We start from the raw sequence: 21,427 nt of genomic DNA on the forward strand, positions 1-21,427 counted from the left end.
CAAAGGCTAGTTCTACAATGAAGAACTAATCCTACTTTCCGATGCAAAATTTCTGGAAAATGGCGCCGAGCACGTCTTCCACGTCCACCCGGCCGAGCAGCCGGCCCAAGGCATAGGCCGCGCCACGCAATTCTTCGGCGGCGAGCTCTTCGCCCTCTTCTACAAGCTCCAAACTCCGGCGCAAGCTGTCTGCCGCTTGGCGCAACAGCTCGCGTTGGCGTGCCCGAGTCACCAATGCACCCTCGCTGCTCCCGAAGAATTCAGAGGCGAATTGCACGAGAGCATCGACCAGCTGAGGGATGCCATCGCCCTGGCTCGCGGAGATCGCGAAGTCGCCGTGCCCCCCCGCTTCCCCGCCCCCACCGAGATCGACCTTGTTGCGCACGATCCAGATCGAGCCGCCAGGCGGACCATTCCCGCCGCCGGCCTTCCGCAGCAACCGCGTCGCGTCCGGATCGATGGTCTGCGATCCCTCCACCAGCCACAGCACGAGATCCGCGTCTTCGGCCCTGGCCCGTGCCCGGCGCACGCCCTCTTGCTCGACAGGATCGTCGGTCTCGCGAATGCCGGCGGTGTCGATCAGCGTGACGGGGTAGCCGTCGAGGTCGAGCTGCACCTCGATCACATCGCGTGTGGTGCCGGCGTACGGCGAGACGATCGCAACCTCGCGGCGTGCGAGCTGATTGATCAGCGTCGACTTGCCGACATTCGGCTCGCCTGCGATCGCGACCACCAGGCCATCGCGCAGCCGTTCAGCTTGGCCCTGTGCCGCAATGACTCCTGCAATTTCGCCATGCAGCGCTCCGATCGCCTTGACGGCGGGCGCCAGAAGCTCGGCAGGCACGTCGCCCTCATCCGAGAAATCGATGCCGGCTTCGATCAAGGCCGAAGCTTCGATGATACGTTCGCGCCAATCGCGTGCACGATTGCCGAGCAGGCCCTGCAACTGGCGCAGCGCTTGACGCCGCTGGCGCTCGGTATCGGCGTGGATGAGATCGTCGAGGCCCTCGGCCTCGGTGAGGTCGAGCTTGCCGTTCTCGAATGCACGCCGCGTGAACTCGCCGGGCTCGGCCGCTCGCGTGTTCGGGATTGCAGAAATTGCAGCGAGGAGCGCCGAGAGCACAGCGCGGCCGCCATGGACGTGGAATTCGGCGACGTCCTCGCCGGTCGCACTTGCCGGCCCCGGAAACCAGAGCACGACCGCATCATCGATCGGCTGGCCCGTGGCGTCACGGAGCAACCTGCGGCTGGCGTGCCTCGGCGCCGGCAGTTCACCGGCCAACGTCGTCAGCGCCAAGCCAGCCCGTGGCCCGGAGACGCGCACCACCGCAATCGCGCTTGGCGGACGGCCGGACGACAGCGCAAAGATGGTCTGGTCTTGCGGATGCATGGCCTATTTGTCCGGCTGCCGGAGAAAAGGCAAACCTCCATTTCGGACGCCAGGTGGCATGATTTTGCTGCGCCACATCCCGCAGCGGAAAGATGATATTGCGGTGCAGCATTAGTACAGCATTTTTGCTGCAGAACGCAGCCGCTCAACTCGGCAGGCTCACCGAATTCAAAACATTATCGTCCTATATCAATGACTTACTAAAATCGGGCTATGTAACAAGCCGCTTGCTATGCTGCAGGTTCACTGCAGCATAGCTGCACAAGAAGGGCGCCCCGAGGGCGCCCTCCAACTTTCCGTTGCACTGCACTCAGGTGTTCATCGAGTCGAAGAACTCCGAATTGCTCTTGGTTGAGCGCAGCTTGTCGAGCAGGAAGTCGATCGCGTCCATGGTGCCCATCGGGTTCAGGATGCGGCGGAGCACGTACATCTTCTTGAGCACCTGCGGATCGGTGATGAGCTCCTCCTTGCGGGTGCCGGAGCGCGAGATGTCGATCGCCGGGAAGGTGCGCTTGTCCGAGACCTTGCGGTCCAGGATCAGCTCCGAGTTGCCGGTGCCCTTGAACTCTTCGAAGATGACTTCGTCCATGCGGCTGCCGGTATCGACCAGCGCCGTCGCGATGATGGTCAGCGAGCCGCCCTCCTCGATGTTGCGGGCCGCGCCGAAGAAGCGCTTCGGGCGCTGCAGCGCGTTGGCGTCGACACCGCCGGTCAGCACCTTGCCGGATGACGGCACCACGGTGTTGTAGGCACGACCCAAGCGCGTGATCGAATCGAGCAGGATCACGACGTCGCGGCCATGCTCGACCAGGCGCTTGGCCTTCTCGATCACCATCTCGGCGACCTGGACGTGGCGCACCGCAGGCTCGTCGAACGTCGAGGACACCACCTCGCCCTTCACCGAACGCTGCATATCCGTGACTTCTTCCGGGCGCTCGTCGATCAGGAGCACGATCAGATAGCATTCGGGATGATTGTGCGTGATCGAATGCGCGATGTTCTGCATCAGCACGGTTTTGCCGGTGCGCGGCGGCGCGACGATCAAGGCGCGCTGGCCCTTGCCGATGGGCGCGACGATGTCGATCACGCGTGCGGAGAGATCCTTTCGCGTGGGATCGTCGATCTCCATGCGGAAGCGCTGATTCGGAAACAGCGGCGTGAGGTTGTCGAAATTGACCTTGTGCTTGGCCTTCTCCGGATCCTCGAAATTGAGCGTGTTGACCTTCAGCAGCGCGAAATAGCGCTCGCCCTCCTTCGGGCTGCGGATATGGCCTTCGAGGGTGTCGCCGGTGCGTAAGCCGAACCGGCGGATCTGCGAGGGCGAAACGTAGATGTCGTCCGGACCCGGCAGATAATTCGCATCGGGCGAGCGGAGGAAGCCGAAGCCGTCGGACAGCACCTCGACGACGCCCTCGCCGACGATGTCGGTCTCGGCCAGCGAAAGCTGCTTGAGGATAGCGAACAACAGCTCCTGCTTGCGCATGGTGCTGGCATTCTCGACCCCGTTCTCTTCCGCGAACGAGACCAGCTCGGCCGGGGTTTTCGACTTGAGGTCCTGAAGTTTAATTTCCCGCATTGGGATGGTCCTGTGGGGTAACCTTGGAAGGGGTGCGAGGAGGCTGAAATGCGGACGTGAGAAGGTAAGGTCCGCAGGTCTGGCAAGGAGAGTGCCGGTGAGGCTTCAAACCTGATGCGGTGTCCGGCCTCTGGAAAGCTCAGACACAACCACATCCGCCTGCGTTGGGTGGGATACGGATAATATAGAAAATCGCTTCCTGCTCCGCAAGCCGAAGCGCCGAGGGATTCGTCGCGCGCGTGCCTAGAACGGCTTCACGATCACCATGATCACGATGAAAATCATCAGGACTGTCGGCACCTCATTGATAATCCGATAGAATTTCTGGGTCCGCGGGCGCCGGTCGCGGGCGAAATCCCTCAGCCAGCGGGAAAAAAAGCCGTGGACCGCGGACATTGCCAGGACCAGTGCCAGTTTTACGTGCAGCCAGCCGGAGGTGAACCAATGGCCGGACCAGGCGAGATAAAGCCCGGCCAGCCAAGTGACCATCATGGCGGGGTTGATGATCGCCTTGAGTAGCCGGCGCTCCATTGTCTTGAACGTTTCGGACTGCTTCGAGCCGATTTCGGTCTCCGAATGGTAGACGAACAGCCGTGGCAGATAGAGCATGCCGGCCATCCAGGCGATGACGGCGATCACGTGCAGCGCCTTGATCCAGAGATAGAGGTCTTCAAACATGTGCCGCCCCGGATTCCTGCCGAGCATTCCAAACGCTGGGGATAGTAAGAACTCGTTAAGGTCTTACCCTGCACACTTATCCGTCCGTAGCGCCTTCCTCAAATCTAGAATCTTAGATTCTTAAGGTTTGAGTCTATGTGACCGTGGATTGGACTCACACAATTCCGTCCGCGGCTTCACGCGCGCTTGTTCACATCCATCAACATATCCTGCGCTAGTCTGGCCTGTCGGAATAATTGACCCGCGCTCAGGGGCTTGCGCCCGCCTGTCGGCAGCTTATCAAGAGGGTTGTTCGCGCAATCCCGTTGCCGTCGCGGAGGACCGGCAAACTTGTCCTGACGGGCAGCGGTGTGAAGAAAATTGGCCGTTGTCCCGCCCCTGCTGTCGCGCAACCCTTTCCGAGGGGTTAAGCTCCACAGAAATCCACAAATCACACCGCCTCCATACAAAGGGTTTTTGTGCCGACCTCGAACAATTATTTCCATCTGCACCTCGTCTCCGACTCCACGGGTGAGACGCTGATCACCGTGGCCCGCGCGGTCGCGGCCCAATACGCCAACGTGACGCCGGTCGAGCACGTCTATCCGCTGGTGCGCAGCCAAAAGCAGCTCGATCGCGTGCTCGATGAGATCGAGGAGGCGCCGGGCATCGTGCTGTTCACGCTGCTGGAGAAGGATCTGGTCTCCAGGCTCGAGAACAAGTGCAAGGCGATCAACGTCCCGAGCCTGTCGATCATCGGCCCGGTGATGCAACTGTTCGAAGCCTATCTCGGCGCCGCGACCACGGGTCGCGTTGGCGCCCAGCACGTGCTCAATGCGGAATATTTCAAGCGCATCGACGCGCTGAACTACACCATGATCCACGACGATGGGCAGCATGTCGAAGGCCTCGACGAGGCCGACGTGGTGCTGGTGGGTGTGTCCCGCACTTCGAAGACGCCGACGTCGATCTATCTCGCTAATCGCGGCATCCGCACCGCCAATGTGCCGCTGGTTCCGGGCATTCCGGTGCCCTCGCAATTGGAAACCCTGACGCGGCCGCTGGTGGTGAGCCTGCATGCGACGCCGGAACGCCTGATTCAGGTGCGCCAGAACCGCCTGCTCTCCATGGGCGCCAATTCCGGCAGTGACACCTATACCGACAAGCAAGCGGTCGCCGAGGAGGTCGCATTCGCACGCAAGCTCAGCGCCAAGCATGACTGGCCACTGCTGGATGTCACAAGGCGCTCGATCGAGGAAACCGCCGCGGCGATCATGAAGCTCTACACCGATCGCCAACGCAACCGGCCTTCGGAATAGTTGTCGCTATGGGTCTGTGGCGCGGCACATCTCCGCTGATCCTGGCCTCGCAGAGCAGCGCGCGGAAAATGCTGTTGGCGAATGCTGGACTCGAATTCGTGGCCGTCACGGCTGATATCGACGAGCGCGGCATCCAGGCGGCCTCGAAACTCTCAAATCCGCGCGAGATCGCCCTGCTGCTGGCGCGTGAGAAAGCCAAGGTGGTCTCGGCTCATCATCCCGGAAGCTATGTGATAGGCGCCGACCAGACGCTGGCCCTTGGCGAGCACCTCTTCAACAAGCCTGCTGGCCGTCCCCAGGCGATGGCGCAATTGTGCGATCTCTCCGGCAACAGCCACGAGCTGAATTCGGCGGTGGCGGTGGTGCATGACGGAAGGATTGTTTTCGAGGATGTTTCCGTGGCCCGTATGACGATGCGGCAAATGACGGAAGCGGAGCTTACGGCCTATCTCGACGCCGCCGGCGCTGCCGTGACCACCAGCGTCGGCGCCTACCAGCTCGAGGGTCTCGGCATCCATCTGTTCGAGCGCATCGAGGGCGACCATTCCACCATTCTCGGCCTGCCGCTGCTGCCGCTGCTTGCGTTCCTGCGCCGCGAGAGGCTAGTTGCGGTGTAAACGACAGACAGGCTGGGCGCTGATGCGGATCCTGGGATTGACCGGCTCGATCGGGATGGGCAAATCCACCACCGCGAAATTGTTCGCGGAGGCTGGTGTTCCCGTCTACGACGCCGATGCCGCAGTTCATCATTTGTATGAGGGCGAAGCGGCTCCCGCGATCGAGGCTGCCTTCCCCGGCACGACCATCAACGGCAAGGTCGACCGGTCCAAACTGTCCGCGCGCGTGGTGCACGATCCCGCCGCGATCAAGCAGCTCGAGCAGATCGTCCATCCGATGCTCGGCGCCTCCCGGCAAAAATTCTTTGCCGATGCGGAAGCGGCCAAGGTCCCCGTCGTGGTCCTGGACATTCCCCTCCTGTTCGAGACCGGTGGCGAGAAACGGGTCGACGCCGTGGTCGTGGTCTCGACCTCACCGGAACTTCAGCGCGAGCGGGTGCTGGCGCGGGGAACGATGGACGAAGCAAAACTCGATGCCATCATCGCCAAGCAGATGCCCGACGCCGAAAAGCGCAAGCGCGCCGATTTCGTAGTGGATACGTCACACGGACTTGAGCCGGTGCGGGCGCAAATCAAGCACATCCTGGCCGAGGTCGTTAAGATGCCGCAGCGGCGAGCCTGATTCGCCGGTTTTACACGGCCATCTCGATCATGCGCGAAATCGTTCTCGATACCGAAACCACCGGCCTCGATCCGCTCCGCGGCGATCGGCTGGTCGAAATCGGCTGTGTCGAGATCTTCAACCGCATGCCGACCGGACAGACCTTCCACCGCTACATGAATCCTGAAAGGGACATGCCGGCCGAGGCCTTTGCAGTGCACGGGCTGTCGGCCGAATTTCTGGCGACCAAGCCGCTATTCCACGAGATCGTCGACGAGTTTCTGGAATTCATCGGCGATGCGCCGCTGGTGATTCACAACGCCTCGTTCGACATCAGCTTCATCAACGCCGAGCTTGACCGGATCAAGCGCGCAGCGATCCCGCGCGAGCGGCTGGTCGACACGCTGCTGCTGGCACGGCGCAAGCATCCCGGCGTGTCCAACCGGCTCGACGATCTCTGCTCGCGTTACGCGATCGACAATTCACACCGCACCAAGCACGGTGCGTTGCTCGATGCCGAGCTTCTGGCCGAGGTCTATGTTGACCTGGTCGGGGCGCGGCAGTCGCAGTTGCTGCTGGCCTCGGAAACCGAGGAAATTCGCGTCAGTGCAAGTGGCGAAGCGCCGCGGCGGCAGCGCCTGGTGCCGCTCGCGCCGCGGGTTTCTGCTGCCGAGCGCGAGGCCCATCGCACCTTCATCGCAACGCTCGGCGACAAGGCGATCTGGAACGAGTACCTGCCCGCACCAGCTGCCGTGGCGGCCGGTCAGGCCTGACCGGCTTGGCCCTGAGCGGCCATCTGCCGCTCCATGTTCTGACGATAGAGGCCGACGAAGTCGACCGGATCCAGCATCAGCGGCGGGAACCCGCCGTCGCGGACCGCGGTCGCGATGATCTCGCGGGCGAACGGGAACAGCAGACGCGGGCACTCGATCATGACCAGCGGATGCAAATTCTCCTTCGGCACATTGGCGATCCGGAACACGCCGGCATAGGCGAGCTCGAACGAGAACATCACCTTGCTCGCAGTCTCGGCCTTACCCTCGACCGACAACGTCACCTCGAACTCATGTTCGCTGAGATTGTTGGCGCTGACATTGATCTGGATGTTGATCTGGGGGGGCTGGCTCTGCTGCTGGAGCGAGCTCGGCGCGTTCGGATTTTCGAACGAGAGGTCCTTGGTATATTGCGCCAGCACGTTGAGCTGGGGAGCCTGGGCCGCCTCGGGAGGGGTGCCGTTACCGTTGGTCATGAAAGTCTCTCCTTACCCGATTTGGGCTGAATTTCGCGGCGGTTGGCTAACATAGGGCCGCCTCATTCCACAAGGACGAACGACCCCAGGCGAGGCATCGGAGTCGCGCCCGCAACTGTGACGTTCACCCCGGTCTTTTGCGCGAAATTGCGCCCTAAACGATTGAAGAAGCGCGATTTCCGGGCAGGATCGGGTTTCCCCTTGAGCATAAAACGCGCTACACTCGGCACTGTGCCAAAAGGCGCCATTGGCCGGGCAAGATTTCGTGCCTACATCCCGGGGACCAGACGCGCGGACCTGAAATGGTGATGTAGACTTGCCGTTCCCCTATGGAACGGTCTACTGGCCGGAACGATTTTCCCGGCAAGGACCCTCGGAAAAGACCAGAAAGCGAATACGACGTGGACATCTACACCATCATCTTCCTGGCGCTGGCGGTCTTCATCTTTCTGCGGCTGCGCAGTGTGCTGGGGCAGCGCACCGGCAGCGAACGGCCGCCGTTCGACCGCAACGCGCTCCAGGGTGCCCAGGACAAGAACGTCGTGACCATGCCGGGCAAGGTGATCGACCAGGCCCCGCTGGCGCCGACGACCGAGCCGACTCCGCCCACCGACCGCTGGAAGGGCCTGGCCGAGCCGGGCACCCCGCTCGCGCAGGGTCTCGACGCCATCGTCGACAAGGATTCCACCTTCGACCCGCGCCATTTCATCTCGGGTGCCCGTGGCGCCTATGAGATGATCGTGCTGGCCTTCGCCAATGGCGACCGCCGCGCGCTGCGCAATTTGTTGTCGCCGGAAGTCTATGAGAGCTTCGACGCCGCGATCAAGGAGCGCGAGAAGAACGAGCAGAAGACCGAGACGCGTTTCGTCTCGATCGACAAGGCCGAGCTCGTCGGCGCCGAGCTGCGCGACCGCACCGCCCAGCTCACCGTGCGCTTCGTCTCGCAGATGATCTCGGTCACCCGCGACAAGGCCGGCAATATCGTCGACGGCAGCGCCGACACGGTCGCCGACATCACCGACATCTGGACTTTCGCCCGCGACACCTCCTCTCGCGATCCGAACTGGAAGCTGGTTGGTACCGGAAGCGCGAATTAAGATCTTCTTGAAGACCAGCGCGACGGCGCTTTGCGCAGGTGTCGTCGTGCTGTCGTCGTTTTCGCTCGGCGCCGAGGCGGCGCGGCGCCACTACCGCAGTCACCACCGTCATCTTCCAACATTGCCTGCCGCTCCGCCGCGCGCCTTGCCCTATCCGCAGCTTTCGCTGCCGTTCGAGATTCCCGGCGCGCAATATCTGCCGCTGGCCTGGGCGGACGTGAAGGGCTGGAGCGACGATAATCATCTCGCCGCCTACAAGACCTTCCGCGCGAGCTGCCGTTCGATCAACACGCAGACCGGCGCGTCCGAGCCGAAAGCCGAAGCCAAAGCACTCGGCGCTTCGCTGGGCGAGCCCTGCCGGGTCGCCAAATCGCTCGAACTCACCGACGACGCCAGAGCCAAGACCTTCTTCGAGGAGAATTTTGCGCCGCTGCGCATCTCCCGTCTCGGTGAGCCCGACGGCTTCGTCACCGGCTATTACGAGCCCGTGCTCGAGGGATCGCGCAGCCAAACCGATGTTTACAACGTTCCGGTCTATCGCCGGCCCTCCAACCTGTTCGTGCGTGGCTACAAGCAGGACTCGGTCAGCCTGCCCAACAAGGGCCCGGTCTATCGCAAGATCGGTCGCCGCAAGCTGGTGCCCTATTACGACCGCGGCGAGATCGAGGACGGCAAGATCGCCGGCCGCGGGCTGGAGATCGCCTGGCTCAAGGACCCGACCGATCTCTTGTTCGCACAGATCCAGGGTTCGGCACGGATCAAGTTCGACGACGGCGGCACGGTCCGGCTCAATTACGACGCCTATAACGGCTATCCTTACACGGCGGTAGGTCGCATCCTGATCGAGCGCGGCATCATTCCGAAGGAGGAGATGTCGATGCAGAAGATCAGGGAATGGATGGCGCAGAATCCGGATGGGGCCAAGGAATTGCGCCGCCAGAACCGCGCCTACATCTTCTTCCGCGAGGTCAATCTCTCCGACAAGGAGGAGGCGGTGGGCGCGCAAGGGATTCCGCTGACGGCCGGCCGCTCGATCGCGGTCGACAAATCGCTGCACGTCTACGGCACGCCGTTCTTCATCGAGGGCGAGCTGCCGATCGAGTCCGAACGCGCCAAGACGCCGTTCCACCGGCTGATGATCGCCCAGGACACCGGCTCGGCCATCATTGGACCTGCGCGCGCCGACCTTTATTTTGGCGCGGGCGCGGATGCCGGCCGCGTCTCCGGGCGGTTGCGCCATCCCATGCATTTCGTGATGCTGGTGCCGAAGAGCCTCGATCCCAGTGTGCGCGGCGCGCGATTGCCGGTGCCGGATCCGCGGCCGTCGGAAAAGATCGCAAAGCTGTTTCCGCAGACCGATCCGGCGAAGCCCGCCTCTCCTGCTGCAGCGGCGACGGTCGGTAAAAACGAAACGGTCGCCACTGCCGGTTCCGTCCCGCTACCGGTGCCGCGTCCGGCGATCGAGCCCGTTCGCGAACCGCAGCGGCCGGTGAAGAATCGCTCGCATCGGCAGCAATGAAGCGATCCTCCCGTCCGCCCGTGCTGGAGCCCCGCCCCGTGCCGCGCCGCCGCGCCCTGAGCGAGGAGGAGCGCGAGCTGTGGGACACGGTTGCAAAGCAGGTGAAGCCGCTGAAGAAGCTTCGGGTGTCGAAGGCGCCGGCGGCGCCGCGCGCTGAATCCTCGCTTGCCGCCCAGGGGGCCAGACCTGCATCACCGTCAAGGCCGGTCGCGGCTGCGCCGGAGCCGCGCCTAGCAAAACCGTCCGTGCCGCCCTTGGCGCCGCTCGGCAAGCGCGAGCGCGCAAAGCTGTCGCGCGGACGACGCGAGATCGAGGCGCGGCTCGACCTGCATGGCATGACCCAGACGCGTGCCCATCGTGCGCTGACCGGCTTCCTGCACCGCGCCCATCACGACGGCCTGACCTTTGTCCTGGTCATCACCGGCAAGGGCCGCAGCGGCGGCGAAAGTGGCGTGCTCCGCCGCCAGGTCCCGGAATGGCTGAGCCTGCCGGAATTCCGTGCCTTCGTCGTCGGCTTCGAGGAGGCCCATATCGGCCACGGCGGCGAAGGTGCGCTGTATGTACGAATTCGGCGGGCAAGGCACTAAACCTCTCCCGCTCGCAGTGGGAGCGGGAGCGCAGCTTCTAAAACGGCCGGATGATTCCGACGCGCGGGATCAGCGTGATGATCAAACCGAAGATGTTGGTGTTGCGATCCTCCGCCTGAATCGGCGGCGCCTTCCGTGCGGCGGGCAGCATCTTCACCGCATGCAGGATCAGGAACATGCAGACCGCCCAGTTCGAGATCCAGCGCGAATAGTCGAACACCATTGCGAACATCACGAGATAAGCGAGGCTGACGCCGATCAGCGCCGCGATCACGAGACGGCGATGCGTTTCGCTGGCGAGCGCGTCGATCAGATTCGCAAAGAAGCGCCATAACGGCGTGTGCAGCCAGATCAAAAGCGCGAAGACCGGCACGCCGAGGATGTTGTGTGGCAGCCGGCCCCAGGTATCGGCAACCTCCTTCGCCAGCGGCTGATACCAGATGTAGCTGAATTGCAGCAGGTCGGTGCGGGATGGATCGGCCATCCGGCTCTTGAGATAGGCGACGAATTCCGCCTCCGGGATCGGCATCGTTCCCAGAAATTGCGCCGCGAAGAACAATGCGGAGACGATCGCGAAAGCGGCGACACCGAACGCGACGTTGGTGCGATGGCAGCCGCAAGCCAGGTAATGTCTGATCACGACGATGGTGATGATCGTCGGCACATACATCAAGAGATGGATGTGGTGGATCAGGACGAGCATGATCGAGAACAGCGCAGCCGTCGCCACGAACAGCAATGAGCCCGCCGGCATCAGCAGCAGGACGGTCGCCAGCGCACAGCCATAGATGTCGAAATGGCCGAGCGTGTGCATGAAGTTCTTGAGGAAGAACGGCGAGCCCGCGGTGAAGACGAACAACGGCAGCGTCTTCGCGGTGAAGCCGAACGTGTTCTGGAACAGTCTTGCGTAAAGGCCCAGCGTGACCAGCCACGTCGCGCCGCCGAGCGCGAACACCAGCCATACCGGTACCTTCGCCGTGAACAGCGCGACGATCGCCCCGATCAGCGCGCGCTTGATGAAGCCGAAATGGTAGTCGACGAGAAGGTGGATATAGGGGACGTAAGGCGGAAGCTGGATCTTGTGGACGAACACGCCGACGAGGACGGCGGCGTTGATCGCGAGCAGCAGGCGCCAGGGGTTTTGCAGGACGCTAGCGCGCATATGGCACTCGAGGCGCGTCAATCTCCGCGGTCCTTCCGGACAAGCGCGCATAGCGAGCGCTGATCCCGGACCCATAACCACAGAAGGTCGTTTGAGCCGAGATCGGAGTCGCCATCTGTTTCAACAAACACCGCCGGGGGGTAATGGGTCCTGGCGTTCGCCAGGACGACAGCGGGATAGATAGCGGACCCCGACCGAATTACAAAATGAACCGGCTCAAATCCGCATTTTTGGCGAGGTCGCCGACGTGCTTCTGCACGTAATCGGCGTCGACCCGGACGGTCTCGCCATTGCGGTCGGGAGCGGTGAACGAGATCTCGTCCAGCACCCGCTCCATCACGGTCTGGAGCCGCCGCGCGCCAATGTTCTCGACGGTGGAATTGACGGCGACCGCGACGTCGGCCAGCGCATCGATCGCGCTGTCGGTGATGTCGAGCGCCACGCCTTCGGTCTGCATCAAGGCGACATATTGCTTGATCAGCGAGGCTTCGGGCTCGGTCAGGATCCGGCGCATGTCGTCGCGGGTCAGCGCCTGCAATTCGACGCGGATCGGCAACCGGCCCTGCAACTCCGGCAACAGGTCGGACGGCTTTGCGACATGGAAGGCGCCGGAGGCGATGAACAGGATGTGGTCGGTCTTGACCGCGCCGTGCTTGGTCGAGACCGAGGTGCCCTCGATCAGCGGCAAGAGATCGCGCTGCACGCCCTCGCGCGAGACGTCGCCGCCGACGCGGCCGTCGCGCGCGCAGATCTTGTCGATCTCGTCCAGGAACACGATGCCGTTGTTCTCGACTGCGCTGATCGCCTCCAGCGTGAGCTGCTCGGTGTCCAAGAGCTTGTCGGATTCCTCGTTGACGAGGATTTCATGCGAGCCCTCCACCGTCAGCCGTCGCGTCTTGCTGCGGCCGCCCAGCTTGCCAAAGATGTCGCCGATCGAGATCGCGCCCATCTGCGCGCCCGGCATGCCGGGGATCTCGAACATAGGCATGCCGCCGCCGGACGACTGCGTCTCGATCTCGATTTCCTTATCATTGAGCTCGCCCGCACGCAGCTTCTTGCGGAACGATTCCCGCGTCGCGGAAGAGGCATTAGCGCCGACCAGCGCATCGAGCACACGCTCCTCGGCAGCGAGCTGCGCCCGCGCATGCACGTCCTTGCGCTTGCGCTCGCGCACCTGGACAATCGCGACCTCGACGAGATCGCGCACGATCTGCTCGACGTCGCGGCCGACATAGCCGACTTCGGTGAACTTGGTCGCTTCCACCTTCAGGAACGGCGCATTCGCGAGCTTGGCGAGCCGCCGCGCGATTTCCGTCTTGCCGACGCCAGTGGGGCCGATCATCAGGATGTTTTTCGGCAGCACCTCCTCGCGCAGGGAGCCTTCGAGCTGCTGCCGCCGCCAGCGGTTGCGCAGCGCGATCGAGACGGCGCGCTTGGCATCGGCCTGGCCGACGATGAAACGGTCGAGTTCAGAAACGATTTCGCGGGGAGAGAAGTCTGTCATGGCACCTTAGCTAGGGTCAGATTCAGGCCGGGACAAGCCGCTTTTTTCGGCCATCAGATGATCGGCGGGCCGGATTGCCATTGCTTCACGGCCTCGATCGGATGGATCAGCATCAGGATATTCAGCGTCAGATTGTCGCGAATGTGGAGCGCCAGCATGATCTCGAAGGCGAGCCCGATCGCCACCGTTGCCGGGACCGGCAGCAGGCGTGCGGCGAGGAAGCCCAGCACCATGAACAGCGTGTCAGAGACCGAATTGACGATGCTGTCGCCGTAATAGTCCAGCGAAATCGTACCAGCACGGTAGCGTTCGATGATGAATGGCGAGTTCTCGACGATCTCCCAGGCGCCTTCGATCAGCATGGCGATGATCAGCCGTGCCGGCCATGACAAAGGCAGCGAGGGCAGTCGCGCGAACAGCAGCCAGGTCAGGCCGTAGAACAGGAAGCCGTGCAGGACGTGGGAGAAACTGTACCAGTCGGCGACCTGTTGCGAATTTTCCGAGCTGTTCACCACGCCATGCCACAACTTCACATAGCCGCAGGTGCAGATCGGCACGCGCCCCGCCGCGAACAGGATGGAGGCTTGCAACGCCAGCAGCAACAGCGCCATGCCGAGCCAGGCTTGCGGGGGTACGGCGAGCTTGCTCGGTTGCGTGTTCGCCAGCGTCACGGTTGGCGCACCATCAACAGCGCCGGTCCGTCCGGCGTCTCGACCAAGCGGTCGCGCACGAAGCCGGCCTTCGCATAGGCGCGTACCGCGCGTGCATTGAGCGGATCAGGATCGGTGACGATCCGCGGCCGACCGGCGCGCAGCTGCGCGTCGACGAATTGGCGAATGAAGGCCGAGCCATGGCCGCGCGCGATCATGTTGCTTTCGCCGATGAACTGGTCGATCCCACGCGTGCCCTCCGGTTGCGGCCCAAAGCCCGTATTCCAGGCCGTCAGCCGGTAACACTGAAGATAGCCGAAGGGCTTGTTGTCGGCCAAGACGATGAACTGGTCCATCGCCGGCTCGTCAAGATCGCCGCTGACCAGCTCAAGCTGCTCGTCCGGATCGCCCCACCATTCCCGCACATGCGCTTCGCCCAGCCACCGCCGGATCAGCGGCAGATCGGCCGTTGTCATCGGTCGAAAGGTGTAGGTGGGCCTCATCTAGTAGCCACGGGTGGGACTGCGCTCCCTCTCCCGCTTGCGCTACCAGATTCACACATCTCGAAAATAGAATCATCTTCAATGAGTGTAGCAAAAGCCAGGTTTTGGACGCTCACGCGCTGCAGAATCGAGACAAGTGACTCGGATGACTCACTTTTTGGGCTTAATCGGCGAATGGCTCCGACAGAGATGTGTGAATACGGTAGCCCGCTTGCGGGAGAGGGTTGGGGAGAGGGTGCTTCCGCAATGGGACAATCCCCCAGAGGAGAGAGCCCCCACCCGGCGCTTCGCGCCGACCTCCCCCGCAAGCGGGAGAGGTTGCACCGAGCATCCGGACAAGCCTTCGGACAAATGACGCTCCGCCTACCCGCTCGCGAGGCTCTCGATCGTCACATTCCGGTTGGTGTAAACGCAGATGTCGGCGGCGATGTCGAGGGAGCGGCGGACGATGGTCTCGGCGTCCTTATCGGTATCGAGCAGGGCGCGCGCCGCCGCCAGCGCATAATTACCGCCGGAGCCGATCGCCATCACGCCGGCCTCAGGCTCGAGCACGTCGCCGGTGCCGGTCAGGACAAGGGAGACGTCCTTGTCGGCCACGATCATCATGGCCTCCAGCCGCCGCAGGTAACGGTCGGTGCGCCAGTCCTTGGCCAGCTCGACCGCGGCCCGGGTCAGCTGTCCCGGATATTGCTCCAGCTTGCTCTCCAGCCGCTCAAAAAGCGTGAAGGCGTCGGCGGTGGCGCCGGCAAAGCCGCCGATAACGTCGCCCTTGCCGAGCTTGCGGACCTTCTTGGCGTTGGACTTGATTACGGTCTGGCCGATCGAGACCTGGCCGTCGCCGCCAACCACCACCTTATCGCCCTTGCGGACCGTCAAAATCGTGGTGCCGTGCCAGCTAGGCGAGCTGTTCTGGAAATCCTGCATAAATGACCCTCGTTGTCCGCCTGATTTAGGCGGTCGGGGCCAAAGGGACAACCGGCGCACAACCGGCGCACAACGGCCGCTCCGGGCCTAATTCGCTCACCATAGGCAGAAGTAGAGGCCCGGCTAGCCGTTCCCGCAGTAGCGAAGGCGTCATTTGGCTGGTAAAAGACCGGCGTTTTCGGCCCCGAACAGCATGATTTTGAAAAGCGGACACCGCTTTTCCGACCGAGATCATGCCGAAATGACAGCGAAAGCCTTCAATGCGCACCGCGACGATCAAGCGCAAGACCAAGGAAACCGACATCGAGGTCACCGTGAACCTCGATGGCACCGGCGTGGCCAATATCGCGACCGGCATCGGCTTTTTCGACCACATGCTCGATCTCCTCGCCCGCCATTCCCGCATCGACCTCACGGTCAAGGCGGTAGGTGACCTGCACATTGATCACCACCATACCACCGAAGACACCGGCATTGCGCTCGGCCAGGCCGTCAAGCAGGCGCTCGGCAACATGGCGGGTATCACCCGCTATGCCGGCGTGCACATGCCCATGGACGAGACGCTGTCGCGCGTGGTCATCGACATCTCGGGCCGCCCGTTTCTGGTGTTCAAGGCCGACTTTCCCCGCGACAAGATCGGCGAGTTCGACACCGAGCTGGTGCGCGAGTGGTTCCAGGCCTTCGCCATCAACGCCGGCGTGACTCTCCACGTTGAGACCCTATATGGCGATAACAGCCACCATATCGCCGAGTCCTGCTTCAAGGGTCTGGCGCGGGCGCTGCGCACCGCTGTCGCGATCGATCCGAAGGCTGTGGGGGAGATCCCGTCCACCAAGGGCTCGCTCGGCGGCTGACATCTCCGGCCGGCGGCACGCGCCGCTTGCGGTATCACTGAATTTAGAGAACGGGGCATCACCATGCCTGTCTACACAGTTCATGCTCCCTCTCCTGCCGGAGCCGATTTGCGCGCGACCGACAAGTTCGTCTTCGTGCGCGACGGCTTCCACTTCTGGGCGATGATCTTCGGCCCGCTCTGGCTGCTGTGGAATCGGCTGTGGCTGGCGCTGATCGGCTGGGTGATCTTTGTGGCCGCGTTCAATGCGGGGCTGTCCAGCCTGGGTGTTGGACGCAGCTCGATCTTCTTCGCCAATATCATCGTCGCGCTGCTGATGGGCTTCGAGGCCTCGAGCCTGCGCCGCTGGACTCTCTCACGCGGCAAATGGCGGCAGCTCGACGTCGTGATTGCCGACAAGGAAGACACTGCCGAGCATCGCTTCTTCGAGCGCTGGAGCCAGAAGCAGCATGGCATCGTCAATGATCAATGGGCCGTCGATCGCGGCGGCCCGCCGCCGACCCGTAGCGTGCCGGGTCAGCAATTCTCGAACCCGCCGCCGTTGCCGGCGGGCGGCATCATTGGGTTGTTTCCAGAACCGGGAGGGTCAAGATGAGCGTCGCCATCATCGATTACGGTTCGGGCAATCTGCATTCCGCCGCCAAGGCCTTCGAACGTGCCGCGCGCAGCCTGGAGGACCCGCAAAAGGTATTCGTTACCAGCGATCCGGACCAGGCCTACAGCGCCGACCGTCTGGTGCTGCCGGGCGTCGGCGCTTTCGCCGATTGCCGGCGCGGACTTGACGCCGTCAACGGCATGGTCGAGGCCATCACCGAAGCGGTGCGCGTCAAGGCGCGGCCGTTCTTCGGCATCTGCGTCGGCATGCAATTGATGGCGAGCCGCGGCAAGGAGCACGTCACGACGGAGGGGCTGAATTGGATCGGCGGCGACGTCGAGAAGATCACGCCGCGCGACGAAAACCTGAAGATCCCGCACATGGGCTGGAACACGCTGGAGGTGCTGCGCGAGCATCCGGTGCTGAACAAGCTGCCGCTTGGCCCCAAGGGCCAGCACGCCTATTTCGTGCACTCCTATCACCTCAACCCCGCCAACGAGGCGGACGTGCTGGCGCGCGCCGATTATGGCGGGCCCGTCACCGCGATCGTCGCAAAGGACACCGCGATCGGCACGCAATTCCACCCCGAGAAGAGCCAGCGGTTCGGGCTGGCCCTGATCTCGAACTTTTTGCGATGGAAACCGTGATTCTCTTCCCCGCCATCGACCTCAAGAACGGCCAGTGCGTGCGTCTCGAGCAAGGCGACATGGCGCGCGCCACCGTGTTCAATCTCGATCCCGCGGCGCAGGCGCAGAGCTTTTCCGCGCAGGGCTTTGAGTATCTCCACGTTGTCGATCTCGACGGCGCCTTTGCCGGCAAGCCGGTCAATGCGCAGGCCGTCGAGGCGATGCTGAAGACGATCAACATTCCGGTACAGCTCGGCGGCGGCATTCGCGATCTCGCGACCGTCGAAGCCTGGCTCGGCAAGGGCATCGCCCGCGTCATCATCGGCACCGCCGCGGTGCGCGACCCTGAATTGGTGAAGGCGGCGGCGAAGCAATTCCCCGGCCGAATCGCGGTCGGGTTAGACGCGCGCGACGGCAAGGTCGCTGTCGAAGGCTGGGCCGAGACCTCGCAGGTCACAGTGCTGGAGATCGCGCAGCGGTTCGAGGACGCCGGCGTTGCCGCCATCATCTTCACCGACATCGCGCGCGACGGTCTGCTCAAGGGCCTGAACCTGGACGCGACCATTGCGCTGGCGGACGCGATTTCGATTCCGGTGATCGCCTCCGGCGGCCTTGCTTCGATCGAGGACGTCAAGGCGATGCTGACGCCGCGCGCCAGGAAGCTCGCCGGCGCGATCGCCGGCCGCGCGCTCTATGATGGCCGGCTTGATCCCGCCGCCGCCCTCGCCCTGATCCGTAACGCGCGCTAGGAGGCATCCAATGTTCAAGGTGCGCGTGATCCCCTGCCTCGACGTCAAGGACGGAAGGGTCGTCAAGGGCGTGAATTTCGTCGATTTGCGCGATGCCGGCGACCCTGTCGAAGCCGCAATCGCCTATGATGCCGCTGGGGCCGACGAGCTTACCTTCCTCGACATCACTGCGACCCATGAGAACCGCGGCATCATGCTCGATGTGGTCCGGCGCACGGCAGAAGCCTGCTTCATGCCTGTCACCGTCGGCGGCGGCGTGCGTGAGGTCAACGACATCAAGACGCTGCTGCGCGCCGGCGCCGACAAGGTCTCGATCAACAGCGCCGCGGTGTCGCGACGGGAGTTCGTCAAGGAAGCGGCCGAAAAGTTCGGCGAGCAATGCGTGGTGGTGGCGATCGATGCCAAGCGCGTCAAGCGTCCGGGCGGCGACCGCTGGGAGATCTTCACCCATGGCGGGCGCAACTCGACCGGCATCGATGCCATCGAATATGCCCAGGAAGTGGTCTCGCTCGGCGCCGGCGAAATCCTGCTTACCTCGATGGACCGCGACGGCACCAGGCAGGGTTTCGACATTCCGCTGACGCGCGCGATTGCCGACAGCGTCTCCGTTCCGGTGATCGCCTCGGGCGGCGTCGGCAATCTCGACCATCTCGTCGAGGGTATCCGCGACGGGCACGCCACCGCCGTGCTGGCGGCCTCGATCTTCCACTTCGGGGAATTCACCATCCGACAAGCCAAGGAGCACATGGCCCGGCGCGGGCTGCCCATGCGCCTCGATGCCTGACGACTCCCGTTCGTAAAAGTGCTACACGAGCCGTGTGGGGACCGGCTCGTTCGGCCGTATCGCGTTTTCCGAGTATTCCGTATGCCGCGTTTCACGATCCATGATCTGGCCGAGACCATCGATGCCCGCGCGGCCGTCGGTGGCGAGGCCTCCTACACCCGCAAGCTCCTGGACAAGGGCGCCGAGCATTGCGCCAAGAAGTTCGGTGAGGAGGCAGTCGAAACCGTAATCGCAGCAGTCGAAAACGATCGCGCGCATCTGATCGCCGAGAGCGCCGACCTGCTCTACCATTTCCTTGTGCTGCTCAAGGCCCGCGGCGTAAAGCTGGAGGAGGTCGAGGCCGCGCTGGACAAGCGGACGTCGATGTCAGGGTTGGAAGAAAAGGCGTCGCGCAAGAGCGGCAACTAGCCGAGGTGGAAAAGATCGCGTCATGGATATCCGCGCACCCGAGCAGCAGTATAATCCGTACCGCGTCTATACGCGCGAAGAATGGGCGCGCTTGCGCGACGACACGCCGATGACGCTGGAGCCGGGCGAGTTCGACCGGCTGCGTTCGCTGCACGACCGCCTCGACCTCCAGGAGGTCGAGGACATTTACCTGCCGCTGTCGCGCCTGCTCTCGATCTACGTCGATGCGATGCAGCGCCTGTATTACGCCGAGCGGCAATTCCTCAACATCCGCGACCGCAAGGTGCCCTACATCATCGGCGTTGCCGGCTCGGTCGCGGTAGGCAAATCCACCACGGCCCGCGTGCTCCAGGCCCTCTTGGCGCGCTGGTCGCCGCGCCCGAAGGTCGAGCTGATCACCACCGACGGGTTTCTCTACCCCAACGCGGTGCTCGACCGGCAGGGCATCATGCAGAAGAAGGGTTTTCCCGAGAGCTACGACCTGCCACTGCTGCTCAGCTTCCTCTCCGACATCAAGTCCGGACGCCGTCATGTGCGCGCGCCGGTCTATTCGCATCTGACCTACGACATCGTGCCGAACCAGTGGGCCGAGATCGACCAGCCCGACATCCTGATCGTCGAAGGCGTCAACGTCCTGCAGACCGGCAAGCTGCCGCGCGACGGCAAGGCGGTGCCTGTGGTCTCCGACTTCTTCGATTTCTCCGTCTATATCGACGCCGACGAGGCGGCGCTGCGGCAATGGTACATCAAGCGCTTCCTGGCGCTGCGTGACACCGCCTTCACCAATCCAAAATCCTACTTCAACCGCTACGCGCTGTTGTCGGACGAGGAAGCCACCGCCACCGCGATCGCGATCTGGGAGCGCACCAACCTCGCCAATCTCGAGGACAACATCTTGCCGACCCGGCCCCGCGCGACGCTGATCCTGAAGAAGGGCGCCGACCACACGGTGGAGAGCGTGGCGCTCAGGCGGTTGTAATCGCGCCGGTGAACATGGCCCCTGGCTGGTTTGGGCTGAGTGTCTTTTGTTGCAGACCTACAATCGGTATTCCGCTATGCGTTCAAGAACGGCGGAGAGGCACTATGGTTGATCGTCTCAGAAGCGCTGCGGAGCAGCTTGAAGCTCCGATCTGCCCGGACTGCCACATCGAGATGAAGTGGTTCCGCTCCGAACTGCTCGCGGACGAGCCGACGCCGATCATCGCGCATCTTTTCGTGTGCCCACATTGCAAGCGCGCGGCAAAAGCGGACACCATCTTCAAAGCCGACCGAGCGCCGCCTGATAAGCTCACTGCGCCGCGCTTTCTTTCACATGCCGACGCACCGAGTCGCGCCGGACGGCACGGGGCATGCTCGGCGCCCGACCTGGCCGTTACCCTAGCTGGCACGCCGCCGCTGGATGGCTCACTTGCCTGTTTTCGTATTCCAGTCCGCTAGCTTGATGCGCCCCGCAAAGATGGAGGGCCCGGAGCTGCTGGCCTTGTAGACGAAGGCTTCGCCTTCCTGCACGTCGCCGGCCTCCTTGCCGAAGGCATCGGCGATGTTCGTCTTGTGGGTGATCAGGAACGTGTTGGTGCCGGCCTTCGGCGGCGTATCGACGAGATGACGCACGGCTTGGCCCGCCTTTGCATTTGCACCCGTCGGGTTGGCCATTCCCGACGCACTGGCGTTGCTGCTGTCCGTTAACGCATCGACCGGCTTGACCTCGCGGCCGGAGATCAGCTTGCCCGCCTCGACCGCGCGGTTCAGCCGGCTGGTGTAGACCTCGCCGATCGGAATCGCGAGATCCTTGACCGCTGTCCCGATCTGACGCGCCATGTCCCTGCCCTTTTCACTGAGCTGGCGCTGCGCGCTCATGTCGTCGAATTTGAAAGGGTAGACGTCCCTTTGGCTGTCGTCGGTGGCGGTGTGCCGAAACACCAGCACGTAACCGCCCTGCCTGAGGGATGTGATGAGTTCCGGCGTATCCGCCGCGGTGTGTCCAGAAATTCCAGCGAAAAGGACAATGAGTGCGAGGCGGCAAAGCACGTTCATGCGCAAAGTCCCCTATTGCAAAC

The 21,427-nt window shown here is 63.2% G+C and carries 25 protein-coding genes; 15 read left to right on the forward strand and 10 right to left on the reverse strand.

Annotation, left to right across the window (positions count from 1 at the left end):
* Positions 1–31: 31 nt before the first annotated feature.
* From mnmE to hemJ, 3 genes are all read right to left on the reverse strand, one after another.
* Positions 32–1,390, reverse strand: a complete 1,359-nt coding sequence (gene mnmE / locus IVA87_RS03145; protein ID WP_247294887.1) for a tRNA uridine-5-carboxymethylaminomethyl(34) synthesis GTPase MnmE — start codon at positions 1,388–1,390, stop codon at positions 32–34.
* Between the two features lie 310 nt (positions 1,391–1,700).
* Entirely contained in the window at positions 1,701–2,966 is a 1,266-nt protein-coding gene (gene rho, locus IVA87_RS03150; protein WP_247276610.1) for a transcription termination factor Rho, read from the reverse strand.
* A gap of 243 nt (positions 2,967–3,209) precedes the next feature.
* On the reverse strand, positions 3,210–3,644 hold the full coding sequence (gene hemJ, locus IVA87_RS03155) for a protoporphyrinogen oxidase HemJ (protein WP_247294889.1): 435 nt from the start codon (positions 3,642–3,644) through the stop codon (positions 3,210–3,212).
* Between the two features lie 458 nt (positions 3,645–4,102).
* On the opposite strand from hemJ, the gene IVA87_RS03160 reads away from it, so the two are divergent.
* From IVA87_RS03160 to dnaQ, 4 genes are read left to right on the forward strand one after another with little or no spacing between them, the layout of a single operon-like run.
* Positions 4,103–4,942 (forward strand): pyruvate, water dikinase regulatory protein, encoded by an 840-nt coding sequence (locus IVA87_RS03160; protein WP_247294891.1) that lies wholly within the window; start codon positions 4,103–4,105, stop codon positions 4,940–4,942.
* Positions 4,943–4,950: 8 nt separating this feature from the next.
* Positions 4,951–5,559, forward strand: a complete 609-nt coding sequence (locus IVA87_RS03165; RefSeq protein WP_247332699.1) for a Maf family nucleotide pyrophosphatase — start codon at positions 4,951–4,953, stop codon at positions 5,557–5,559.
* A 22-nt stretch (positions 5,560–5,581) separates the two neighbouring features.
* Positions 5,582–6,181, forward strand: a complete 600-nt coding sequence (gene coaE, locus IVA87_RS03170) for a dephospho-CoA kinase (protein ID WP_247295054.1) — start codon at positions 5,582–5,584, stop codon at positions 6,179–6,181.
* A gap of 29 nt (positions 6,182–6,210) precedes the next feature.
* Entirely contained in the window at positions 6,211–6,933 is a 723-nt protein-coding gene (gene dnaQ / locus IVA87_RS03175; protein ID WP_247294896.1) for a DNA polymerase III subunit epsilon, read from the forward strand.
* Here dnaQ and secB read toward each other — a convergent pair.
* On the reverse strand, positions 6,924–7,409 hold the full coding sequence (secB, locus tag IVA87_RS03180; protein ID WP_247294899.1) for a protein-export chaperone SecB: 486 nt from the start codon (positions 7,407–7,409) through the stop codon (positions 6,924–6,926). The two genes, dnaQ and secB, sit on opposite strands and share 10 nt — an antisense overlap.
* 401 nt (positions 7,410–7,810) lie before the next feature.
* On the opposite strand from secB, the gene IVA87_RS03185 reads away from it, so the two are divergent.
* The 3 genes from IVA87_RS03185 to IVA87_RS03195 are packed head-to-tail and all read left to right on the forward strand — an operon-like array spanning position 7,811 to position 10,612.
* On the forward strand, positions 7,811–8,506 hold the full coding sequence (locus IVA87_RS03185) for a Tim44/TimA family putative adaptor protein (RefSeq protein ID WP_247294902.1): 696 nt from the start codon (positions 7,811–7,813) through the stop codon (positions 8,504–8,506).
* Positions 8,484–10,025 (forward strand): MltA domain-containing protein, encoded by a 1,542-nt coding sequence (locus IVA87_RS03190; protein ID WP_247294903.1) that lies wholly within the window; start codon positions 8,484–8,486, stop codon positions 10,023–10,025. Before IVA87_RS03185 ends, IVA87_RS03190 begins: the two co-directional genes overlap by 23 nt.
* Positions 10,022–10,612 (forward strand): Smr/MutS family protein, encoded by a 591-nt coding sequence (locus tag IVA87_RS03195; RefSeq protein ID WP_247294905.1) that lies wholly within the window; start codon positions 10,022–10,024, stop codon positions 10,610–10,612. Before IVA87_RS03190 ends, IVA87_RS03195 begins: the two co-directional genes overlap by 4 nt.
* A gap of 37 nt (positions 10,613–10,649) precedes the next feature.
* Here IVA87_RS03195 and IVA87_RS03200 read toward each other — a convergent pair whose 3' ends face one another.
* From IVA87_RS03200 to hslV, 5 genes are all read right to left on the reverse strand, one after another.
* Entirely contained in the window at positions 10,650–11,774 is a 1,125-nt protein-coding gene (locus IVA87_RS03200; RefSeq protein ID WP_247294907.1) for a hypothetical protein, read from the reverse strand.
* Positions 11,775–11,973: 199 nt separating this feature from the next.
* The gene (gene hslU / locus IVA87_RS03205) at positions 11,974–13,278 is read right to left on the reverse strand and encodes an ATP-dependent protease ATPase subunit HslU (protein WP_247294909.1); all 1,305 of its coding nucleotides are present in this window, start codon (positions 13,276–13,278) and stop codon (positions 11,974–11,976) included.
* Between the two features lie 53 nt (positions 13,279–13,331).
* A complete protein-coding gene (locus IVA87_RS03210; protein ID WP_247294911.1) occupies positions 13,332–13,949 on the reverse strand; it encodes a DUF2585 domain-containing protein in 618 nt (205 codons plus the stop codon).
* A complete protein-coding gene (locus IVA87_RS03215; protein WP_247294913.1) occupies positions 13,946–14,431 on the reverse strand; it encodes a GNAT family N-acetyltransferase in 486 nt (161 codons plus the stop codon). The genes IVA87_RS03210 and IVA87_RS03215 overlap by 4 nt, the downstream gene beginning before the upstream one ends.
* Positions 14,432–14,794: 363 nt before the next feature.
* On the reverse strand, positions 14,795–15,355 hold the full coding sequence (gene hslV, locus IVA87_RS03220) for an ATP-dependent protease subunit HslV (RefSeq protein ID WP_247294916.1): 561 nt from the start codon (positions 15,353–15,355) through the stop codon (positions 14,795–14,797).
* Positions 15,356–15,615: 260 nt separating this feature from the next.
* On the opposite strand from hslV, the gene hisB reads away from it, so the two are divergent.
* The 8 genes from hisB (at position 15,616) to IVA87_RS03260 (ending at position 20,807) form a co-directional block, all read left to right on the forward strand.
* Positions 15,616–16,209 (forward strand): imidazoleglycerol-phosphate dehydratase HisB, encoded by a 594-nt coding sequence (gene hisB / locus IVA87_RS03225; protein ID WP_091882569.1) that lies wholly within the window; start codon positions 15,616–15,618, stop codon positions 16,207–16,209.
* Positions 16,210–16,272: 63 nt separating this feature from the next.
* Positions 16,273–16,803 carry a DUF2628 domain-containing protein gene (locus tag IVA87_RS03230; RefSeq protein ID WP_247276594.1) on the forward strand — a complete coding sequence of 177 codons (531 nt, stop codon included), beginning with the start codon at positions 16,273–16,275 and terminating at the stop codon, positions 16,801–16,803.
* Complete coding sequence (gene hisH / locus IVA87_RS03235) at positions 16,800–17,450, forward strand: imidazole glycerol phosphate synthase subunit HisH (RefSeq protein WP_247276593.1); 651 nt, start codon at positions 16,800–16,802, stop codon at positions 17,448–17,450. The genes IVA87_RS03230 and hisH overlap by 4 nt, the downstream gene beginning before the upstream one ends.
* Complete coding sequence (gene hisA, locus IVA87_RS03240) at positions 17,447–18,178, forward strand: 1-(5-phosphoribosyl)-5-[(5-phosphoribosylamino)methylideneamino]imidazole-4-carboxamide isomerase (RefSeq protein ID WP_247295056.1); 732 nt, start codon at positions 17,447–17,449, stop codon at positions 18,176–18,178. The genes hisH and hisA overlap by 4 nt, the downstream gene beginning before the upstream one ends.
* Positions 18,179–18,188: 10 nt before the next feature.
* Positions 18,189–18,962, forward strand: a complete 774-nt coding sequence (gene hisF / locus IVA87_RS03245; protein ID WP_247294918.1) for an imidazole glycerol phosphate synthase subunit HisF — start codon at positions 18,189–18,191, stop codon at positions 18,960–18,962.
* Positions 18,963–19,043: 81 nt separating this feature from the next.
* A complete protein-coding gene (locus IVA87_RS03250) occupies positions 19,044–19,370 on the forward strand; it encodes a phosphoribosyl-ATP diphosphatase (protein WP_247332700.1) in 327 nt (108 codons plus the stop codon).
* Between the two features lie 22 nt (positions 19,371–19,392).
* Complete coding sequence (coaA, locus tag IVA87_RS03255) at positions 19,393–20,349, forward strand: type I pantothenate kinase (RefSeq protein ID WP_200497031.1); 957 nt, start codon at positions 19,393–19,395, stop codon at positions 20,347–20,349.
* Positions 20,350–20,453: 104 nt separating this feature from the next.
* The gene (locus tag IVA87_RS03260) at positions 20,454–20,807 is read left to right on the forward strand and encodes a hypothetical protein (protein WP_247332701.1); all 354 of its coding nucleotides are present in this window, start codon (positions 20,454–20,456) and stop codon (positions 20,805–20,807) included.
* On the opposite strand, the gene IVA87_RS03265 is transcribed toward IVA87_RS03260, so the two are convergent.
* Positions 20,775–21,404 carry a histidine phosphatase family protein gene (locus IVA87_RS03265; RefSeq protein ID WP_247332738.1) on the reverse strand — a complete coding sequence of 210 codons (630 nt, stop codon included), beginning with the start codon at positions 21,402–21,404 and terminating at the stop codon, positions 20,775–20,777. The two genes, IVA87_RS03260 and IVA87_RS03265, sit on opposite strands and share 33 nt — an antisense overlap.
* Between the last annotated feature and the right edge of the window lie 23 nt (positions 21,405–21,427).

This window comes from Bradyrhizobium sp. 147 (assembly GCF_023073935.1).
GTDB lineage: Bacteria > Pseudomonadota > Alphaproteobacteria > Rhizobiales > Xanthobacteraceae > Bradyrhizobium.

Coding starts and splice junctions, on each gene's coding strand:
- mnmE (WP_247294887.1), bottom strand. CDS start 1,390: ATGCATCCGCAAGACCAGACCATCTTTGCGCTGTCGTCCGGCCGTCCG.
- rho (WP_247276610.1), bottom strand. CDS start 2,966: ATGCGGGAAATTAAACTTCAGGACCTCAAGTCGAAAACCCCGGCCGAG.
- hemJ (WP_247294889.1), bottom strand. CDS start 3,644: ATGTTTGAAGACCTCTATCTCTGGATCAAGGCGCTGCACGTGATCGCC.
- IVA87_RS03165 (WP_247332699.1), top strand. CDS start 4,951: ATGGGTCTGTGGCGCGGCACATCTCCGCTGATCCTGGCCTCGCAGAGC.
- coaE (WP_247295054.1), top strand. CDS start 5,582: ATGCGGATCCTGGGATTGACCGGCTCGATCGGGATGGGCAAATCCACC.
- dnaQ (WP_247294896.1), top strand. CDS start 6,211: ATGCGCGAAATCGTTCTCGATACCGAAACCACCGGCCTCGATCCGCTC.
- secB (WP_247294899.1), bottom strand. CDS start 7,409: ATGACCAACGGTAACGGCACCCCTCCCGAGGCGGCCCAGGCTCCCCAG.
- IVA87_RS03195 (WP_247294905.1), top strand. CDS start 10,022: ATGAAGCGATCCTCCCGTCCGCCCGTGCTGGAGCCCCGCCCCGTGCCG.
- IVA87_RS03200 (WP_247294907.1), bottom strand. CDS start 11,774: ATGCGCGCTAGCGTCCTGCAAAACCCCTGGCGCCTGCTGCTCGCGATC.
- hslU (WP_247294909.1), bottom strand. CDS start 13,278: ATGACAGACTTCTCTCCCCGCGAAATCGTTTCTGAACTCGACCGTTTC.
- IVA87_RS03215 (WP_247294913.1), bottom strand. CDS start 14,431: ATGAGGCCCACCTACACCTTTCGACCGATGACAACGGCCGATCTGCCG.
- hslV (WP_247294916.1), bottom strand. CDS start 15,355: ATGCAGGATTTCCAGAACAGCTCGCCTAGCTGGCACGGCACCACGATT.
- hisB (WP_091882569.1), top strand. CDS start 15,616: ATGCGCACCGCGACGATCAAGCGCAAGACCAAGGAAACCGACATCGAG.
- IVA87_RS03230 (WP_247276594.1), top strand. CDS start 16,273: ATGCCTGTCTACACAGTTCATGCTCCCTCTCCTGCCGGAGCCGATTTG.
- hisH (WP_247276593.1), top strand. CDS start 16,800: ATGAGCGTCGCCATCATCGATTACGGTTCGGGCAATCTGCATTCCGCC.
- hisF (WP_247294918.1), top strand. CDS start 18,189: ATGTTCAAGGTGCGCGTGATCCCCTGCCTCGACGTCAAGGACGGAAGG.
- IVA87_RS03250 (WP_247332700.1), top strand. CDS start 19,044: ATGCCGCGTTTCACGATCCATGATCTGGCCGAGACCATCGATGCCCGC.
- coaA (WP_200497031.1), top strand. CDS start 19,393: ATGGATATCCGCGCACCCGAGCAGCAGTATAATCCGTACCGCGTCTAT.
- IVA87_RS03260 (WP_247332701.1), top strand. CDS start 20,454: ATGGTTGATCGTCTCAGAAGCGCTGCGGAGCAGCTTGAAGCTCCGATC.
- IVA87_RS03265 (WP_247332738.1), bottom strand. CDS start 21,404: ATGAACGTGCTTTGCCGCCTCGCACTCATTGTCCTTTTCGCTGGAATT.